General features: G+C 61.5%; 18 protein-coding genes. All 18 read left to right on the top strand.

Annotated elements, in window-relative coordinates; translation table 11 throughout:
* Positions 1 to 7 precede the first annotated feature (7 nt).
* On the top strand, positions 8 to 625 hold the full coding sequence (traE, locus tag E7V67_009930) for a type IV conjugative transfer system protein TraE (protein WUR15397.1): 618 nt from the start codon (positions 8 to 10) through the stop codon (positions 623 to 625).
* Positions 564 to 1,367: a type-F conjugative transfer system secretin TraK gene (locus E7V67_009925; GenBank protein ID WUR15396.1), complete on the top strand. Its 804-nt coding sequence runs from the start codon at positions 564 to 566 to the stop codon at positions 1,365 to 1,367. The genes traE and E7V67_009925 overlap by 62 nt, the downstream gene beginning before the upstream one ends.
* Positions 1,364 to 2,692 (top strand): TrbI/VirB10 family protein, encoded by a 1,329-nt coding sequence (locus E7V67_009920; GenBank protein WUR15395.1) that lies wholly within the window; start codon positions 1,364 to 1,366, stop codon positions 2,690 to 2,692. The genes E7V67_009925 and E7V67_009920 overlap by 4 nt, the downstream gene beginning before the upstream one ends.
* Positions 2,679 to 3,434, top strand: coding sequence for a DsbC family protein (locus E7V67_009915; protein WUR15394.1), 756 nt, complete (start codon positions 2,679 to 2,681; stop codon positions 3,432 to 3,434). Before E7V67_009920 ends, E7V67_009915 begins: the two co-directional genes overlap by 14 nt.
* A complete protein-coding gene (locus tag E7V67_009910) occupies positions 3,431 to 3,997 on the top strand; it encodes a TraV family lipoprotein (protein WUR15393.1) in 567 nt (188 codons plus the stop codon). The genes E7V67_009915 and E7V67_009910 overlap by 4 nt, the downstream gene beginning before the upstream one ends.
* A gap of 13 nt (positions 3,998 to 4,010) precedes the next feature.
* Positions 4,011 to 6,581, top strand: a complete 2,571-nt coding sequence (gene traC, locus E7V67_009905; GenBank protein ID WUR15392.1) for a type IV secretion system protein TraC — start codon at positions 4,011 to 4,013, stop codon at positions 6,579 to 6,581.
* On the top strand, positions 6,578 to 6,934 hold the full coding sequence (locus E7V67_009900; GenBank protein WUR15391.1) for a hypothetical protein: 357 nt from the start codon (positions 6,578 to 6,580) through the stop codon (positions 6,932 to 6,934). Before traC ends, E7V67_009900 begins: the two co-directional genes overlap by 4 nt.
* The gene (gene traF, locus E7V67_009895; protein WUR15390.1) at positions 6,931 to 7,449 is read left to right on the top strand and encodes a conjugative transfer signal peptidase TraF; all 519 of its coding nucleotides are present in this window, start codon (positions 6,931 to 6,933) and stop codon (positions 7,447 to 7,449) included. The genes E7V67_009900 and traF overlap by 4 nt, the downstream gene beginning before the upstream one ends.
* 8 nt (positions 7,450 to 7,457) lie before the next feature.
* Positions 7,458 to 8,120: a type-F conjugative transfer system protein TraW gene (traW, locus tag E7V67_009890; protein ID WUR15389.1), complete on the top strand. Its 663-nt coding sequence runs from the start codon at positions 7,458 to 7,460 to the stop codon at positions 8,118 to 8,120.
* A complete protein-coding gene (locus E7V67_009885; protein ID WUR15388.1) occupies positions 8,117 to 9,124 on the top strand; it encodes a TraU family protein in 1,008 nt (335 codons plus the stop codon). The genes traW and E7V67_009885 overlap by 4 nt, the downstream gene beginning before the upstream one ends.
* Before the next feature lie 4 nt (positions 9,125 to 9,128).
* On the top strand, positions 9,129 to 9,752 hold the full coding sequence (gene trbC / locus E7V67_009880) for a type-F conjugative transfer system pilin assembly protein TrbC (protein WUR15387.1): 624 nt from the start codon (positions 9,129 to 9,131) through the stop codon (positions 9,750 to 9,752).
* Entirely contained in the window at positions 9,752 to 11,062 is a 1,311-nt protein-coding gene (traN, locus tag E7V67_009875; protein ID WUR15386.1) for a conjugal transfer protein TraN, read from the top strand. Before trbC ends, traN begins: the two co-directional genes overlap by 1 nt.
* Positions 11,056 to 11,427 carry a hypothetical protein gene (locus E7V67_009870; GenBank protein ID WUR15385.1) on the top strand — a complete coding sequence of 124 codons (372 nt, stop codon included), beginning with the start codon at positions 11,056 to 11,058 and terminating at the stop codon, positions 11,425 to 11,427. The genes traN and E7V67_009870 overlap by 7 nt, the downstream gene beginning before the upstream one ends.
* 62 nt (positions 11,428 to 11,489) lie before the next feature.
* Positions 11,490 to 12,200 (top strand): conjugal transfer protein TraF, encoded by a 711-nt coding sequence (locus E7V67_009865; protein ID WUR15384.1) that lies wholly within the window; start codon positions 11,490 to 11,492, stop codon positions 12,198 to 12,200.
* 2 nt (positions 12,201 to 12,202) lie between these two features.
* Positions 12,203 to 13,615 carry a conjugal transfer protein TraH gene (locus tag E7V67_009860; protein ID WUR15383.1) on the top strand — a complete coding sequence of 471 codons (1,413 nt, stop codon included), beginning with the start codon at positions 12,203 to 12,205 and terminating at the stop codon, positions 13,613 to 13,615.
* 19 nt (positions 13,616 to 13,634) lie between these two features.
* On the top strand, positions 13,635 to 16,469 hold the full coding sequence (locus tag E7V67_009855; GenBank protein ID WUR15382.1) for a conjugal transfer protein TraG N-terminal domain-containing protein: 2,835 nt from the start codon (positions 13,635 to 13,637) through the stop codon (positions 16,467 to 16,469).
* A 285-nt stretch (positions 16,470 to 16,754) separates the two neighbouring features.
* Complete coding sequence (locus E7V67_009850) at positions 16,755 to 17,402, top strand: hypothetical protein (GenBank protein ID WUR15381.1); 648 nt, start codon at positions 16,755 to 16,757, stop codon at positions 17,400 to 17,402.
* A gap of 17 nt (positions 17,403 to 17,419) precedes the next feature.
* Positions 17,420 to 18,439 carry a S49 family peptidase gene (locus tag E7V67_009845; GenBank protein WUR15380.1) on the top strand — a complete coding sequence of 340 codons (1,020 nt, stop codon included), beginning with the start codon at positions 17,420 to 17,422 and terminating at the stop codon, positions 18,437 to 18,439.
* The last annotated feature ends 25 nt before the right edge of the window (positions 18,440 to 18,464 follow it).

The raw sequence follows: 18,464 nt of genomic DNA, 5'->3' as shown, positions 1-18,464 counted from the left end.
GTGCAGCATGAGAAATGATGACTACGAAGCGACGCTGTCGGATCTGCGCCGCGCGATTCGGAGCCGATCCACCGTGATAGGCATGCTCTCGGCGGCCCTACTGCTCGCGCTGTCGGCGCTCTACCATGTCATCGGAACCGAGCGGACGATTGTGTCCCCGCCTAATCTGACTGGGCCATTTTCCGTGAAGGGTGACAAGTACAGTAACGCCTACCTGGAGCAGATGGGTGGCTATGTTGCCTGGTTGATTCTTGACGTGGCCCCCTCGTCACTGGACTGGAAGAAGAATGCGCTCCTCGGCTTCGTCGCACCTGACCTGGTCGGCAAATTGAAGCAGCGCCAGGAAATCGAGGCGGCGCGGTTGAAGAGGCTGAATGCCAGCACCTACTTTCTTCCCAGGCAGCTGGTACCCGACGAAGAGCACCAGCGCGTCAGGATCATAGGACTGCTCCGCACGCAGATCAACGGACAAGACACACCACCGGTTCCGAAGACCTACGAGGCGACCTTCGCCAGCAACGGAGGCAGGCTGCACCTGACCGGATTTGAGGAGGTAAAGGACCATGGAAAATCGAGCCTGGCTGGCGCCGATGCTGTTGGCCACATCGATGATGGCGAGCGTTGACTGCTGCGCCGTGCAACGCAAGGAAGTGCACGACGGCCTGTCGGTCGAAGCGGTCGTCTCGCTGCGTGAAATAACTCGGATAAGAGTCGAAGACAGCATGATCACGGGCGTGGTCGGCAAAGTCCATCCGGCGAGCGGGTGCGGCGCGCCCCGGGAGTCCAGCGCGGCGGCCACCGCGCAACTGGCAGCAGTGTCAACTGCCGCCGAGGCAATCGTCACCTGCGACATGACGAAGGGCGAGATCTACCTCCAGGTCAAAGGCCGCGACAAGAAACCCATCAATCTCTTTGTTTCGACTAACCGCGCCACCTATGCGCTGATACTGCGCAAGGCCGATGTGCCATCCGACACCATCGTACTGGTGGATGCTTTGGCTGGACGCACGGCCGCGTCTCAATCCGCCACACGATCACGTCACGATAGCTATATCAAGAAGATCAAGACCTTTATGCGCGCGATGGTGGGCGACCGCACTCCCGACGATGTGCGCTCGGAAAGCGTGAATCTGGTACTGCCACTATGGCAGGAAGCCTCCCTCAGGATGGTGAACAAATATCAAGGAAGGAATCTGATTGGCGAGCGGTATGTGCTGACCAATACGAGCGAGACCACGCTCTCACTGGCCGAGCAGGAGTTCGATCGCACTGGTTCGGAGGTACTCGCCATCGCTATCGCGAATCATAACCTGCGACCATACGAGTCCACCGCCGTCTACATCGTGCGAAGCGAGGTGCAGCCATGAGCATCATGACACGGCTACGGTCCGCATACAAAGAGATGCCCCACCGGCGCAGACAGTTCATCCACTTGGGCGTCGTATTGGTCTTGGGCTTCAGCCTTCTATGGATGATTTTCGCCATCGGCGACTCCAAGCCGCGGACGGACCGACAACGAAAGCCCGCCAAGCTTACGCCCACCAACCTCGGTATCAAAGTTCAGGGGGAGATCGACCCGCGCGAAGCCTGGCTTGGGACTGCGGGCCGTGACGTGGCCATCCTCAAGGCCGACGTCGAGGCCCAGCAGCGAAAGGAGAGGGAACGCGCGGCGACGGAGGCTGCGTTGCTTAAGCGGCTTAGACAACTAGAAGAAGGTGCCAGTGAGTCAAACGCGTCCGCTGATCGCCACAAGCACGAACCGACAAACGCGGGGACGCCTATGTCCTCCGGCGAGTACCATAATCCGACGCAAGTGACTACCTTCCCGCCCGCCACGCCGGTCACCGCCCACGTCCCGGCAATCCGTACTGCGACTGAGGCCGGCCCAGCGTCGGCCGCCTTGGACGCAGCGATCGTTCAGGTAAGTCTGTCCGACACCGCTGCCAAGGGTGCACCGGTCAAACCCGGCGCCGCCGACTCCCCGGCGCCGTCTGCTACCGGCGAAAAAGACCTCAGGATCGACAGCTTCCTTCCAGTCGGCTTCACACCGGGGCTCCTGCTCGGCGGTATCGATGCCCCAACCGGCGGGCAGGCTCAGAGCAATCCCCTGCCAATATTGGTGCGGCTCACCGACAACGCCGTGCTGCCTAATCGCTTCCGATCGCAAATCAAGGAATGCTTTGTGGTGGCCTCTGGCTATGGCGACATCAGCTCGGAACGCGTATATGCTAGGACGGTCTCGCTCTCCTGCGTACGGCATGACGGGTCGGCACTTGAAATCCCGATCCAGGGCAATCTGTTCGGCGAGGACGGCAAGCTCGGCATACGCGGCCGGCTTGTGACGAAGCAGGGGCAGATTCTCGCCAATGCGCTGCGAGCGGGCATCGTCGGCGGCATCGGCCAAGGTTTCGCGCAAGGCGGCACCACTTACACCACGTCCCCTTTTGGCACACTCGCGACCGGACCGAATGGCACCGCCGAGCAGTTTCGCCGCGGGATGGCCGGTGGCGTCGGGCGAGCCCTGGATAACCTCGCGAACTACTACATCCGCCTGGCAGAGCAGACCTTCCCCGTTATCGAAGTGGATGCGGGCCGGTCGATCGAAGTAGCGATCACCAAGGGAGCCGGCATGCCGGCCGTGGACGACATCGATACCGCCGATATGGAGGAACAGGATCATGAGGAAAACTGATTTTATTGCCGTCGGCATCGCCCTGCTGGTATGCGGCCAAACCGCACAGGGCACAGAAGCGGACGTCCTGCTTGACAAGCTTCGGCACGCTCATCCGTCCACACGCTTCGACACAATTCATCCCTCGCCAATCCCGGGCCTCTATGAAGTCAGGATGGGCCCGAGCGTGGCTTACGTGTCAGCAAAACAGCCTGGGTATTTTCTGTTCGGGCACCTGTACGATACGCTAAACGGAAAAGACCTTACCGGTGCCATCGCGGTACGCCTCGGGCCTAGCTCCCAGCAGGCTGCCCTCGGCATAGCTGACCTGCCCCTGAGCGATGCGATCGCGAGCCGCCACGGCAAAGGTACCGATGTCCTAGTCGTCTTCACCGATCCCGCCTGCCCGTTCTGCCAGCGCCTGGAGGCCGAATTGTCAACGCTCGCCGACGTGACCATCTACCGCTTCATGGTTCCCTTCCTCGGAGCGGATTTGCCGCGCAAAGTGTGGTGCACGTCCGACCGCCTCGCTTCGCTGCAGGCCGCGATGCTTGGCAAGTTACCTTCGTCGTCCGCAGGACGGTGCGCCGATCCGCTTGATCGGAACCAGGAGCTGGCTGCACGCATGGGCATTCAGGGTACGCCCACGATCATTCTGCCTTCAGGCGAGCGCATGGAGGGATTCGCTACCGCTGCAGACATTAAGCGAAGCCTTGCTGCCATTCGGAAAACCGCGGCCGTGTCGCGACGGAGTGAACCATGAATAGCGCACGCGTACTGTTGGTCCTGGCCGCTCTTACCGCCTGCAGCGATCTTTCCGGACTTGGGGGTTCGACCAAGTTCGCATGCAAGGCTCCCGAGGGTGTGCACTGCGAGTCGCTGTCCGGAACTTACTACAACTCGCTAGCGAACAAGCTGCCTTCGCAACGCAATGAGACCGGTTCTGGGAGGGCGGGACGCGCTGGCACCATCGCTGACCCAGCACATTTTGCGTTACCCACTACGGACGCAGGCAATCAGCTTTCGCCCCTGCGCAGCCCCGGTCGTGAGCTGCGTATCTGGATCAAGGCATGGCAGGACGAAGACAAAGACTTGGTCGATCAGTCCTTTGTTTATGTCGTGGTATCGGAGCCGCAGTGGCGGCTGGCGCACGTGCAGCGCAGGGAGAGCGCGAGGACACCTCGGATCAAGCCGCCGCCGTCGCTGCATTCGTCTACTACAGCACCTAAAGCTCCGGTCTCGCCGTCGGGCGAGCCCGCTATCACACGGGACGAACTACCAACAAGCCCTGCACAGGTGCAAGAGCTCGATAGTTCGGGCAAATAGCGGAGCGCGCGCCATGCTTGGACTTCTGCACGAAACCGGCCGTACCTGGTCGCAGACCATATTCGGCCTGCGCTCTCTGGTCGGCCTTCCCCACGGGGACGACGGCGACCCCACGCGATTCGGCACCTGGCTGCCCTACCTCGCCTACATGGAAAATGAAGGCCTGTTCCGACTTGCGGGAAGGCGCCTCGGCTTCGTTCTGGAGGCCATGCCGCAGTCCGGAGCGGACCAGGCGATGATCGACGTGTTGGCCAGCCTGTATGCCAACTGCAAGGCCGGCACGGGCATCCAGATCAACCTCTTCGGTTCGCCGCATGTGCGGGATGTCCTCGTCGACTACGCCAATCTGCGGCCCGAGGACGAAGACCAGTTCACCAAATCACGTGATACTGGCCGCCCCGTCCGCAACAGCAATCTTTACCGTCGCTTGGCAAGGCATCGCTTCGAGCACTTGCAGCGAGGCACCCAAAGGTCTTTGACGGCTGGCTATTACTGCGGCGTGCGCGACTTCCGGCTCCTGATCAGCGTGAACGTCGACGGCACCCCCGAGGACCGCGGAAAGTGCGACGATGCACTCTGCCTGCGGGATGCAATGTCGGCGACTTTGCGGGCCGCATCGATGCCGAACATTGTGTTTTCAGCCGATGACCTGATCAACTGGTGCGCCGCACTGACCAACCCTGACCGGCTCTTCACGTGCACCAGCTCTACACAGTCGCACGACGAGGGGCGCGAGATACGCGACCAAATCGTCGATTTCGATACCGTGCAGGAGGCGCTTCCCGACCGGCTGAGATTCTCCAAGCCGGGCGCCGCCGGCGAACTTGACGCCTGCTTCTTATCGGTAAAGGCATACCCGAAACAGTTCCCTCTGTGGCGGATGGGCGCCCTGATCGGCGACCTGATGCAGCCCGCGCTGCAGTTCGACGGCCCATTCATGCTCACTCTGGGTGTGCACGTACTCGACGCGAACGAAGTCAAGACGGCCATCACCGGCAATCACATGCGCGCGACCCAGAATGCGGAAAGCAAGCTGGCGAAAGTGATGCCGGATGTCGAGAGGAAGCGCAAGGATTGGAGTGCCGCGGCCGATGCAAGCGACGAGGGAGCATCACTGGTATCGATGTATCACCAATTGGGTCTATTTACCCACCCTGACCAGATGACCGCAGCGACCGAAACGGCAAAGGCGATCTGGCGCGCACGCGGCTTTACATTGAACGCCGACGTGTACATGCACCGGCAAGCACTCCTCGCTAGTCTACCGATGACGCTCTCGCCCAGCCTTCATGAGGACCTGAAGCGCATGCGGCGGGTCTCGCGCAAGCTCGCGCCGAACGCCATTCATCTTGCGCCTGTCATAGGCGAGTGGCGTGGCACCAAAACGCCAGTTCTCATAGGGGTAGGACGACGGGGCCAGGTCATCAAGCTGGACCTGTATGACAACGAGCAGGGTAACTACAACGCCGCGGTTGCCGGTACTTCCGGCTCGGGCAAGTCCACCCTGCTGCAGGAGATGACATCGGCCTATCTATCGATCGGGGCACACGTCAGCTTTCTTGATCTGGGCCGATCCACGGAGAAGCTGTGTCGCAAGGCCAATGGCTGCTTCGTGGAGTTCTGCCCGGACGCCAATCCGAACCTGAATCCCTTCACGCACGTCATCGACATCCATGAGGACATGGACATGCTCGTGCCGGCGATCTCGAAGATGTGCTCGCGCACGCGTCAGCTCGAAGAGGTCCAGTACAAGGCAATCTCGAAGACGATCCTGTCGCTGTGGTCGCAATACGGGCGGGACATGACGGTCACGGCGCTGCGCGACCGACTCGTCAGCGGAACGATCAGGGAGCTGGGCATCGAGAGCGACCAGCGGGTGCGCGACCTGGCGGTCATGTTGAATCCATTCTGCCGCGGCGGCCAGTACGAGCGGTTCTTCGAAGGTCGCAACAATATCGACCTGTCCAACCCACTCGTCGTGATCGAAACCGAATGGCTCAAGCGCAAGCCCGACTTGCAGGTGGTCGCCAGCATACTGCTGCTGTACCAGATCACCGGCCAGATGTACCTGACACGGAATTCAAAGAAGCTCTTGATCGTCGACGAGCTGAAGCAGCAGCTCGCCGACACAGGGCAGGACGACCCGGTGCTGGCTGCCGTACTGGACGAGGCTTCGAGACGGGCCCGCAAATACGGCGGCGGGCTCGTGACTGCGACCCAAGATGGCGATGACTACTATGGCTCGGTACAGATGGAGGCCGCATTCAAATGCGCGGACTGGATTTTCCTACTGCGGCAGAAGCCGGAGTCCATCAATCTGCTGGCGGAAAAGAAGCGGCTTTGCATCGACGAGGCAAAGAAGCGTCTTCTCAACTCGCTGCGAAAAGAAGACGGCGCCTATTCCGAGATGTACGTGTCCTCGCCGGTTGGCGAAGGCATAATGCGCCTGGTGCTCGATCCCGCCACGCACCTTCTTTTCTCCAACCGGCTCGAGGACAACAAGCCGATCGACGAGCTGCGACGGCAAGGCCATTCCATCGACGAGGCAATCGAGCAACTGCTGCTGCAAAGGGGCCTGGCATGAATGCGCACCTTACCTGCATTGCCGCGTCGCTTGCGTGCAGTGCCGGACTGCTGGCAGCGTATGACACCCTCGTGGCGCGTCCCGCCCGTACCATCGGCGTGGTCGACACGCTGGCCGTGTTCCGAGCTGAGGAAGAAAGGCTGGCCGCATTGATGACAAGCGAAATGTCGTCCCAGCAGCGGGAACGGATTTCGGCGGACGCGCAGCGATTCGCGAGCGCGTTCCCTGCAGCGCTGGAACAGATCGCCGCACATTGTCGTTGCGTCGTGATCGAGCGCACTGCCCTCATCGGCACGCCGCCCCACCTGGTGGACCTGACGCCAGAACTCAGGAAGAGGATGGGACAGCAATGAAGGCCCTGCTTACACACGCCCGGAACTCCTGGGTGGCATTCCTTGCCATGCTCATCGCCTGGGCATTCGCGCTAGTCAGGCTGTTTGCGGATCCCATGCCACGGTTGCCCGTCCTGTTCAATTTCAGCCCCAGCCTGCCATTCATGATCGTGCTCGCCGACTACTCGGTCACAGAACTACATCGCGGCGACTACATAATCTATGCGTGCGACGGTAGGGCTGTTGCGTACTTTCCAGGTTTGCGCCGGCAAGCGCTGTTCAAGCGGATCGTCGGCATCCAGGGCGACACCGTCAGTGTCGTCGGGCGCCAGGTCCTGGTCAATGGCCGGCCAGTCGGATATGCGAAGCGCCAGACTTCAACGCGGATGGCGCTGCAGCCGATATCGCCCGGCACCATCCCGCCAGGGTTCTTCTACGTCGTCGGCACGCATGCGGACAGCTTCGACTCGCGCTATGCCATCGCAGGACTGGTCGCACGGCGACAGATCCTGGCGCGCGTTCGACCACTTTTGTGAGGTGTGATATGACTTTTACTGGAACCGTACTCCCGCCCCCGGGAGCGCAGATCCTGATCGCCGCCCTGGCGAGTGCTGTGATCACGCTCCCGTCAGCTGCGGCATCCGCCAGTACGCAGCCGCTGGGACCGACGTACCCTGTCATCGAGCAGGACCTTCTTGTCATGATCGAATCGAGACTGAAGGCGAAGGACGCCACGGGCGAGATAGCCCGACTTTTCAATGAGGCCGGTGCGCGGGCCAGAAGCAGCGTCAATGATCCGCCACCAGTTCCTGGCCTCGTCGCATGCGTCCAGCCTCGCACGTTTTTCTTCGATCCGTCCGTCGTGCTTTCGCAGGATGTCCGGGACCACGCAGGCCGGCTGCTGTTCGCCAGGGGAACACGCAAGAATCCGCTGGATCTGGTCTCTATGCGCCGACCGCTGTTGTTTTTCGATGCGCGAGATATACGACAGCGCGATATCGCCCGCCTCATGCTGCAGCAACCGATACCGCCGAAGGTCGTGCTGGTCGGCGGATCCTATGTGGAGCTCATGCGCGAGTGGCGGATACCAGTGTTCTACGACCAGCGCGGCCTGCTGTCGCGCCAGCTCGGGCTCAAGCAGGTACCCGCCTTGGTCGCCCAGGACGGCAGCCGGCTGCGGATCGAAGAACTGAAGGTGGTGCCATGAAGCGCGCCCACTTGATCGCCTTCTGGACGGCGGCCATTATCCACTGCCATGGCGTGGCTGGAGACTTGGCCACTACGTGTATTGGTAAGTTCCCCAATCCGGTCACGGATATCTGTTGGAGCTGCATCCTGCCCATCTCGCTTGGCGGCACTACGATGGCGAACCTGGCAAAGCAGGAGGATATCGCCAACCCGTCAAATCCTGTCTGCAGTTGCGGTGTCAATCCGGCCATCGGACTGTCCATCGGGTATTGGGAACCGGCTCGGCATGTGGAAGTCGTGCGCCGCCCCTTCTGCCTGGTCTCTCTTGGAGGACTTGACCTGAACCCGGGCATCCCGTCGCCCAGCGCCGCGTTGGTGCCCGATGCCGGCGGCCAGTCTTCCTCCTTCTACCAGGCACACTTCTACACCAACCCGGTGATGTATTGGCTGAGAGTGATCGCTGATTTCCCGTGCATGGAGCGGGGCAGTTTCGATCTCGCCTACCTGACGGAGGTTGATCCGCTGTGGAACGACGACGAGCTGTCACTGATCCTCAACCCGGAAGCGGTGCTGTTCGCAAACCCTGTCGCCGTCGCAGCCTGCGCCGCCGACTGCGTGGCCGCGACTACGGGTTTTTCGTTACCACAGTTGTTTTGGTGTGCTGGATGCCAAGGCAGTGTGTTACCGCTGGACGGGCACGTGCGCACGCACGGTGGCGGCGTTCGTACAAGCGAGCTGCTTACCCAGAGGCTGACGGCGAAAATGCACCGGGAGCTCCTGGCTTGGGGATGGCATGGCAAACGGGGCCTGTGCGGGCCGTACTTTTTACCGATCATGGACAAGACCGCGTACAAACTGCAGCTCACCCATCCGATTGCCGATACGGGCAAGCTCGGCGGGAAATGCTGTCAGCCTTTCGGACGAACAACGGTGCTGTGGGGTGCTGGCAAAGAATATCCGATCAAGGGCGAAGACTTCGCTTTCATGCTTTTTCGTAAAAGGAACTGCTGTGTTGGATATTAGGCTCATGCGGGCAGCAGCCGCCAACCTGCTCACCACACTTCTCACAACGGCCTCCGTCGTTATCTGCGAATCAGCACGCGCACAGGCGGGACTCACGCGTCAGTACAACGACTCTTCGCAGCAATCTTCAGCCGATGCCGCACGTGTGTCCTCGACCGACCTTTCCGCTTTGGCAGCGGTATATGAACGTGCTGCTGGCACGGTGGCATCTCAAGAAACGGGCCCTGCCCTGTTAATCCTGGTGAGCTTCTCGATGCCCCCGGCCTCCCTGGTAAGGCTGGCCGAGCAAGCCAGGCGAGTCGGTGCGGTCCTCGTGCTGAACGGCTTGAAAGAAGACTCGTTGACAGCGACCGCGCAAGCCGTCCGTCAGGTTTTCGGCGCCGCCGGGGCACCGCTTCAGATCGATCCCCGGGTGTTCAAGCACTATGGGGTGACAGCCGTGCCGGCTTTCTTATTACGGCGGGCCAGCGTCAGCCAGCCGCCGTGCGCGACCGAGCAGTGCCCTGCTGATGAATACGCCATGGCTGTTGGCGACGTGTCCGTCGGCTACGCCCTTGAGCAGATCGCTGCGGTGCGGCCAGGATGGAAGCCTCTGACAGATACGATGCGCCTGCAGATGGAGAAATGATGCGCACGCTGATCGTAGTCGCCACCGCGGCCGCCATGCTGTTCGAACAGCAGGCGACAGCGGCCGGCCAGGTTGACGACCTGGGCGCAGCACGCGCGGCTAACGCGTTCGCCCATGGGCAGGTCACCACGGAACGCGCACAGGCCGTCGTTCCTGGCTATACCGCCAATCCTCCAGAGGCCGCCTTCAGCGGCGACCCAGACTTGCGCGCGGCGGCGCGGTCACGGCTCGCCCATTGCGCGGTGTCGGTTGAGGACCCCGTGTGCCAGGCCCAAGTCGCCGCGTCGGCGCTGGCCAACGCCCCCCGGGAAACGATCGCTCCGACCGACCCCGCAGTCGAACAGGCGACAGCGATCAGACGAAACCCGTTCGGCGTGGCGAGCAGCCTGCAAGACCTGTACAGCGGCTGCGCATCCACCGGCATTTGCACGCCCGGGCTATTCTGCGTGGGCGAGCGCTGCTTTGACATCACCAACAAAAACGATCCCGATTTCGCGCAGGCCATGACGTACATGGAGGCCGCGCGCGAGGCAGCAGTCTATATCGACCCCGCCACGGTGCGGGTATTCACCGGTGAAGACAACCGCTGCAGGGAACGCCTGCTCAAGAACTGCTGCCATGCGGACAGCGCTGGCGCCGGCTTTACGAACCAGTCACTGTTCGGCATCGGATCAAGGCTCGTCTTCGATATCCTGATGAACTCGAACAATCGCCGCTTCCTCACGCAGGGCCTCAATGCCCTGTTCACGGGAGCGGGATTCTCGGGCACATTCAAGAGTTACGGCGTGTCGATTGCTGTAAGCGGGACGCCCCTGCCGGCCGGCACCGTTCCGCTGTATAGCGGCCCTGGCATCAGCATTGCGGTTGACCCGTACTCTCTGGCGATCGCCATTGTGATGTACGTGGCGCTGTCCATGATGTCCTGCAATGAAGAAGAGGGAAAGCTAGCGATGAAGGAAGGCGCCAAATTGTGTCATCGGATCGGCAGCTTTTGCTCGCGCTGCATCCGCGTGCTAGGGAAATGCGTCGCTTGCATCGAGAGGACGACTTCGAAGTGCTGTTTCAACTCCACGCTGGCACGGCTAATCAACGAGCAGGGCCGGGAACAGCTGGGCATCGGCTGGGGCAAGCCAAAAAGGCCGGCCTGTGAAGGCTTCACCGTTGCCCAGCTGCAGGCACTCGACTTCTCGCGGATGGACCTGACCGAATTCTATGCATCGATCGTTCCCACCCTGCCCGACATCGCCGCGTTGCGTGCCACGAACAAAGGCCGGGCGGCGAATTGCATCCGTGGAGGCGGCAAATGCTGAAGACGCTGCTGCTAGCTATCCCCGTCGCGCTGACTGAAGCGTCCGAGCTGAAGAGCGTCGCCAGCCCGCGCGAACTGATGGTGGAGGCGATCGACGCGCCCGACGGCGCGGCGCGGGGCGTACTCGTGGGCGAACTGGCGGATGAGATTGCGCGCGCCTTCACCCACGGGGCGCCCCTGAAGATCGAGGTCTCTACATTGAAGCGATATCGCCAGGCAGGATGCCGCCGACTCAATGTGCGATTTACGGCGGATCCCGCGGCCCTGAGCGTACCGGATGGTGAGCCGCCAAAACCGATCGATTTCGGCATCGACTACTGCAGGGACGGCCGTCCGCCCTCTTCTAGAACCGAAAGCAAGCCATGAGCCGGCATCTGCTGCTACTTGTTCCGTTGTGCTGTTGCATGCCAGCGGTGGCCCAACAGCTGATGGACGAACCACGCCGTGGCTGGCATTTCTACGAGGACCCTGTACAACCGCCGTCACCTCGACCTCTCGCAGGCGATGCACGCTCCTTAGCCCCCCACATTGCGCGCTATAAGGCGCTGCAGAAGGCTGTCGAGGACGCGCGGGTTGTCGCAATCATGGCGCCGTCGGCAAGCAATGTACGAGCGTACCTCGAACTGGAGGCCAGCGTGCTTCGGAAGGCGTCCCGCTTTGCGGACGTATCGCGACGCGTTGCCTGGATGTCTCCCGAACTGGACCCGAGCGCGCAGAGCCGGCCAACTGCAACGTACGCCGTAGAAGCGCACGAGCGCCAGCAGATGGAGGCACGGCAGGCTCGTGTCGCCAGCCTCGGCCAGGATCACATCGTCCTGTTCTTCTTCCGTAGCGACTGCCCGTATTGCCATGCTTTCGCGCCCGTCCTAAAGGAGTTCCAGCGCTTTGGCCTGCAGGTTGCGGCCGTGAGTACCGATGGCGGCAGCCTGCTCGAGTTTCCCAGGCCACGGAAGGACAACGGCATAGCGCTGACGCTTGGCGTGAAGCAGGTGCCGGCGCTGTTCCTGGCCCATCCTGCCAGCGGCCGGATCGTGCCCCTGGGCTTCGGTGTGCTGTCCGAAAGCGAACTGCTGGAGCGCATCGCCACGGTGTCTGGGCCGGAGCTTGACAAACCCGTGGCCGCATCTCGTCAGGAGTGAACATGCATATCTCTCGTCAAATAGCGGCGGCGACCGCAGCCGCCACTCTCCATCTGCCGCTCGCTGCGGGTGACTTGAACGCCGAGACGGAAAAAATGTTCAAGGACCTGGGCATGATCGGCAACTACACCCAGCCGGGCGCGTTCCGCGGCCAGGTGTTTAACACATACAGTGGCGGCAACCTGATGCTGCGGGCACCCAACAAGACGTACCAGCTGGTGGCGATAGCGCTGCCAGAGGCCCGTGGTGGGTGCGGCGGTATCGATGCGTTCGGCGGAGCGTTTTCCCACATCTCGTCGGCCCAGCTGAAAGACATGCTGAAGAGCGTGACCTCCGCCCTGCCCGGCGTCGCCTTCCAACTCGCGCTGGACTCGGTTTCGCCACTTCTAGGCAGCGTCGCTTCACGCTTCCATCATCTGGCGGAGATCATCAACGGCCAGAACAAGAACTCGTGTTCGATCGCGACCGCGCTGGTGCGCAACGCCGCGGAAGCGACCAACTTCAGCACGAACAAGGCATGTCAGGATATCGCCGTCAATCTCGGCGTCGCGTCGGACTATGCGGATGCGGAGCAGCGATGCAAGACCGAAAAATCGTCGATCCTCGACACCGCCAAAAGATCCGACAATCCGGGCGTGCGGAACAAAGTCCCATTCACGGGCAACCTCACGTGGGAGGCACTGAAGCGAACGGGCAACAAGCTCGACGACAAGGAGCGAGAACTGATCATGAGCATGGTTGGGACCGTCATCTACAGGGACGGTCAGGATCCGGAACCGGTGGCACCGACATTGCTCTCGATTGCCAGCCTCTTGCACGGGCAATCGGATGCCGGCGCTGGGCAGGTCACCCAGCAGCTCCTGGCGTGCAACAACTACGACACCTGCGACGTGGTCACAGTCGACGAAGCATACAAGCACACCCCGTTTACGGCTCGCGTCGAGAGGCTGATGCGCTCCATCGCCGAGAAGATCCTCACCAGGACGCCGATACCGAACGATTCGCCTGAAGTTGGCTTCGTCAATCAGACCTCCGAACCGGTGTATCGGATGTTGTCCGTGGCGGCGATCAGCCAGTCCAAGAACCTGTCCGAGGACCTCATCGCGCGCTATCGGGAAGTGATCGCCGCGGATTACGCTTACGTGTTCCTCGACAAGAACCTGCGGGTGGGCCTGAACGCCCTGGACAAGGACTTCTTACTCGACCAGAAGCAGGAGACCAAGGCCCGCGAGTTGCGCGACCGAACCATCGCCCTGCTCACTCAACTGTCACGCGAGAAATCGTTGTATTACCAAAAAGTCACGTCGATGACAGCGATCTCCACGCAGATCGAACAGCTTGAGCGACAGCTTCGCAGCGGCATGCCCCAACACGTACTCGACATGCTCGGGCGGAAAGTAGCCTGGCTTCGCTAGCGGAGACTCGGAGCCAGCCATGTGGGAAATCTACGCGTACCAGGATGCCGATGCGTTGGCCGGCGTGTTTAACGCGATTGCGGCCATCGCCGGCGCCAACGACTTCAAGAGCGCTCTCGCGATCAGCGCGATTTGTGGTTTCTTCGCTGCGTTCTGCGCATATGCATTCGCACCGCACAAGCTCGCCGGATGGCAATGGCTGGCATCGGTGACGCTGGCGATGTCGGTACTTTTCGTGCCGCGCGTGCAGGTCGGGATTATCGACAAGACTGGTGGCGACGCGGAGCGTGTGATCGATAATGTCCCCCTTGGGCTGGCCGTACTGGCCTCGCTGACCAGTACAGTGGGCAATACGGTCACCAGCCTATTCGAGACCGCGTTCCAGGCCATACCAGGCTCCGCGGGGCTAACTGCGGAGCTGACCTACCAGAAAAATGGCCTAATGTTCGGCAACCGGCTGATCCGCAAGGCGTCGGCCGTCGTGTTTAACGACCCGCGCTTCCGCACCGACCTGATCAATTTCATCGGCAGCTGCACGATGTACGACCTAGCCGATGGGACTGTATCGCCGGCGGCATTTGCAAACAGCGGTAACGTATGGCCCCTGATGGCAAACCCGAATCCGGCACGCTTCAGCACGATCACTGATGCATCCGGGGAGACGCACGTGATGCCGTGCCCCGAAGTGTATCGCACGCTCGATAGGCACATGCCAGCGCAGGTGGAACGCGTGCATGGCGGTCTGGCGCTGGAGCTCAACCCGACGCTGCCCGCGACGGTGGTAGCCTCCGTGCTGACGGGGCAGATCGAGCAAACGTATATCAAGGCGCGCATAGCCGACGCGGCGACCAACGCCGCCGACATCGTGCGGCAGAACGCATTGATCAACGCAGTAAACGACAGCAGCCTTCTCGTCGGCCAGAAGATCAACGATGCTCCCGCCATGATGCTGGCCGTGGGTCGGGCGCAGGCCCTGGCGCAAACAAACGCGGCTTGGATCAATTCTGGCAAGGTCGCAGAACAAGGCCTGCCTATCATCCGTAACGTGCTAGAGGCCTTCGTCTACGGCCTGTTCCCTGTCTTGCTGCTTGCGATCCTTCTGACAAGCGGCAGGGATACGATCGTCGCCCTGAAGAACTACTGCGCAGTGCTCATTTTTATCCAGCTGTGGCCGGTGCTGTACGCGATTCTCAACTACCTGGCGACGATCTACGCTGCCAAGGAACTAGCAGCGGCGGCCGATGTGGGGGGCGGCCTCAAAGCCCTGTCTCTGTCAACGTCCAGCGCGATCTACTCCAACGCCGTCTCGACCGAAGCAGTGGTCGGCTACCTCACGGCCAGCATTCCGCTGTTCGCGTGGTTCGCCGTGAAGCGAATGGAGAACTTCGGCTCGGCCCTGGTGTCCGGCTGGTCCACCTTGCAGGCGACGCTCACCGCAAATACGAACGCCGCCGCGGTCGGCAACACCAACATGGGCAATGTCAGCATGGACCAGATGGCCCTTGCACCCAACCGGTCGTCGCCCTTCTTCAGCGCGCGCCAGAATGATGTGACAGGCAATGTCGCCACGACGAACGTAAATTCCGGGCTGACAGCCATCAAGGCCCTGATGAACGAGGGCCCAGCTTCGCGGCAGATGTCGGTGGGGGTGACAAAGAACGAGGTCGTCGATGCGCAGCGCTCCGTGACAGCAGCAAAGGCCGAATCCCTGGCATTGACACGCGAACACGCCACTGCCGTGGCGGACGTGATTGCGCACGCGCACAGCTCCGGCAATAGCGTGATGCATTCCGACGGCACTGTACAGTCCCAGAGCAGTACGGCAGCAGAGCGCGCGGGAGAGCTGCAGCAAATCGCCGCAAACGTGTCCAAGCAGACCGGTGCCTCCACGCGCCAGGTCACGGAGGTCGCGCTCGGTGGTTCGCTTACTGCGGGTGCCGGAGCGATGCTGGGTGGGCACGGAGCGCTCAAGGCGCAGACGGGAAACTCAGCCACGCTCGATCAGTTGGACCAGAAGGTCCGCAGCTCGCTTTCCACCCAGGACATCAGCAAATTCCGAGACTTTTCGCAGTCCCTATCGAAGGACAGCCGCGCGCTGTCATCGATATTTTCCGACACCAAAGTCGCCGAGGAACACAGCAAGCGCATCGCGACCACGTCGGCACGAGCCGCCCGCGCCGAGGCATCCCTGCGTTCAGAACAAGCATACTCGGAACGCATCTCGTCCATGTTTGCCCGCGGCGACAATATCGTCGTGGACATGGCGAAGGACCCGCATCATTCCGCATTCTTCCTTGAACTTCTACGCGACCAGCAAGTGCCGAGCGGTGCAATGATGAGGCGGTTCGAGAGCTATCTCGGCAACGAGGCGCTGCCGCCCACACGGGTATCGCCAGACAGCGTGCCGAATGGCTTTGACGGCTTGACGAAGCAGCACACGGCGAACAAGCGCGAGCTGCACATTGACGCCCCCCAGAAGGGAACGGTGGACGGCAAAGTAAATTCCGGCCCGCATCCCAGCGTACGCAACGGTGCTGCGAGCCGCACGACGGTGGAAAAGCAGTTCTCCGATGAGCACGACGCGACAACCGAAAAGTTGGCCCAACAGCGCAAGGAAATGGGTATTCAAGGCACCAACACCGAGACCGAAGTGACGAGGCAGCACCTGCAGTTCGACGAACGCAACGGCATCGAACGAGACGCCGACGGTCAGCCGCACGCGGCAAAAGGAAAGTCTTTGGTCGGCAAGGTGTATAAGAACATGGAAAATTCACGCGATCCGGTTTCGGACTCTGTAGGAGATACGATCCGGGCGATCACGGAGAAGCTCCGTCCCCACCGCGACAGAAAATAGCGACCTCACCAGGGCTTGCCGTCATCCATGAAAACCCGCTCGACACGGTATGCGCTGAGGTCCGCATCTCGGCCAGGACAGTCTTTCATTTCACTGCGAGCGATATGGCATGGCCAGTCGCCGCGACGGCAGAGACGAATGACCTGGTATGCGAGCCAAGCTGTGGCGGCTCCTATGACACCCGCAACGAACTGCGTGAACCAGTCATCCCGTAGCACGAACGCTATGCCGACCAGCCCCCCAAGCGCCAGCGCTTGAAGCGATCCGCTTGAACGCGATTGAGCCATGTCCTATCCTTTCTTCTTTCCACATCATATCCGGTCTGACGCCGCAATCAACCTGAAGAGGCCAACCATGCCAAGATCGCTCATCGCGGCCGCAATCCTTCTGATCGGCATTAGTCCCGCGGTCGCGGTGTCGCTCAATGGTAAGCCCAGCGACGACTCCGTCTGCGACCTGTCTCCGTATACAACATCCCGCTTGAGCCAGCGTACCTTCGTGCCGGCGAGGACACCCAACAGCGAGGAAATCTACACACGTCTTGCGCTGCGCTTCGTGGTATCGGCATGCCGGCAGGGCCAAACCTTGATGCTGCATTCGGACGACGGCAGCCGCCTGGACGACCGGTATTTTGAGCAGCTGGCTTCTACGCTTTGCGGTCCCGGAGCCGCCATCCGCGAGGCGTCCGGAACCGCCGACGAGCCGCACGCGTTCCGCGTGCGATGCCGGATCACACGCCTCGTTGCGGCCAGGGCGTGGTTGCGGGATAGCGAAGCGGCACAAAGCACCGAGCACCTTATCGCGAACGGTGCCGCCAGCCCGTCATCCGGCCGGCCGAAGACTACGGAACGAGCCGAGGACCGTCGCGAAAAGTGCGGTGGCTCCATGTCGTATGGCGCGCTCCTCGGTGTCAGCGGTGGATGTCGCGATTAGCGCTCAAGGGAGACATCATGAATTTTGCCAGGAGAACCCGCCCCACCGTTAAGCCGTCTCGATTGCTACCTCTCCCCCGTGACGACGCGCTGCTGGCCAGGCTCGTTGAAGAGATCGCCGCACAACGACACCTCCAGGAGATGCACTTGCAAGCCAGTGCAGAGCGTGACAAGCGCGAGCGGCGATGGCACCTGGCCGGCCGTGCGTTTGTCGTCGCGCTTCCTGTTGGGCTGGCACTGTTTGCGTATGCGAGCGCGGTAGGGTTCCAACTGGGCCCGTTCGAGACCGTAAACGGCGTGGTCCACATTGATGGCGAAATCGGGACGAACAGTCAAGCATCGGCCGACCGCATCATCCGCGCTCTCAAGCAGGCTTTCGAGAACAGTAACGTAAAAGACGTCTACCTCGCCATCGACAGTCCAGGCGGTGCCCCGGTCGAGGCGGAGCGCATCGGCCGTGCTGTGCACCTGCTCAAGACGCGCTATCGCAAGCCAGTGGTTGCCGTGATCTCCAATGTTGGCGCATCGGCGGCATACATGATCGCGCTGGAGGCAGACAGCATCATTGCCGGGAAGTACAGCCTCGTCGGATCCATCGGCGCGGTCATGGCACCGTGGCAGTTAAACCGCGCCATGGAAAGGATCGGGGTTACGCAACGGGTCTATGCATCTGGCAAGCTGAAGTCCTTTCTGAACCCCTTTGCGCCCGTAAGCCCCGAGGCAGAGCGAAAGGCGCAGGAGCTGGTGAGCCACGCCGGAGCGACGTTTATGATGGAACTTCAACGTCGCCGCGGAGCGCGCCTCAAGGTAGGTACTGATTACTCGACTGGCGAAGTCTGGACCGGGCTACAGGCGAAGGAAATCGGACTGGTCGATTCGGTAGGCACCATCGACGAACTGACAGCCGCCAGCGGGAAGCCAGCCTATAATTTTGGCCCACATCCGTCGCAGGCCAGCATCATTAGCCAGACGCTTGCCGAGGCGCTTCGTGACGTCCCGGTCGCCCAAGCGATCGAGCGCCCACCGGTACTTCGGTAAGGATGATATGGAGCCCTCAGGTTCC

This window comes from [Empedobacter] haloabium, from assembly GCA_008011715.2.
Lineage (GTDB): Bacteria > Pseudomonadota > Gammaproteobacteria > Burkholderiales > Burkholderiaceae_D > Rugamonas > Rugamonas haloabia.
Note: the sequence above shows the minus strand (reverse complement) of the source record. Positions and strands in the feature narration are given on the sequence as shown.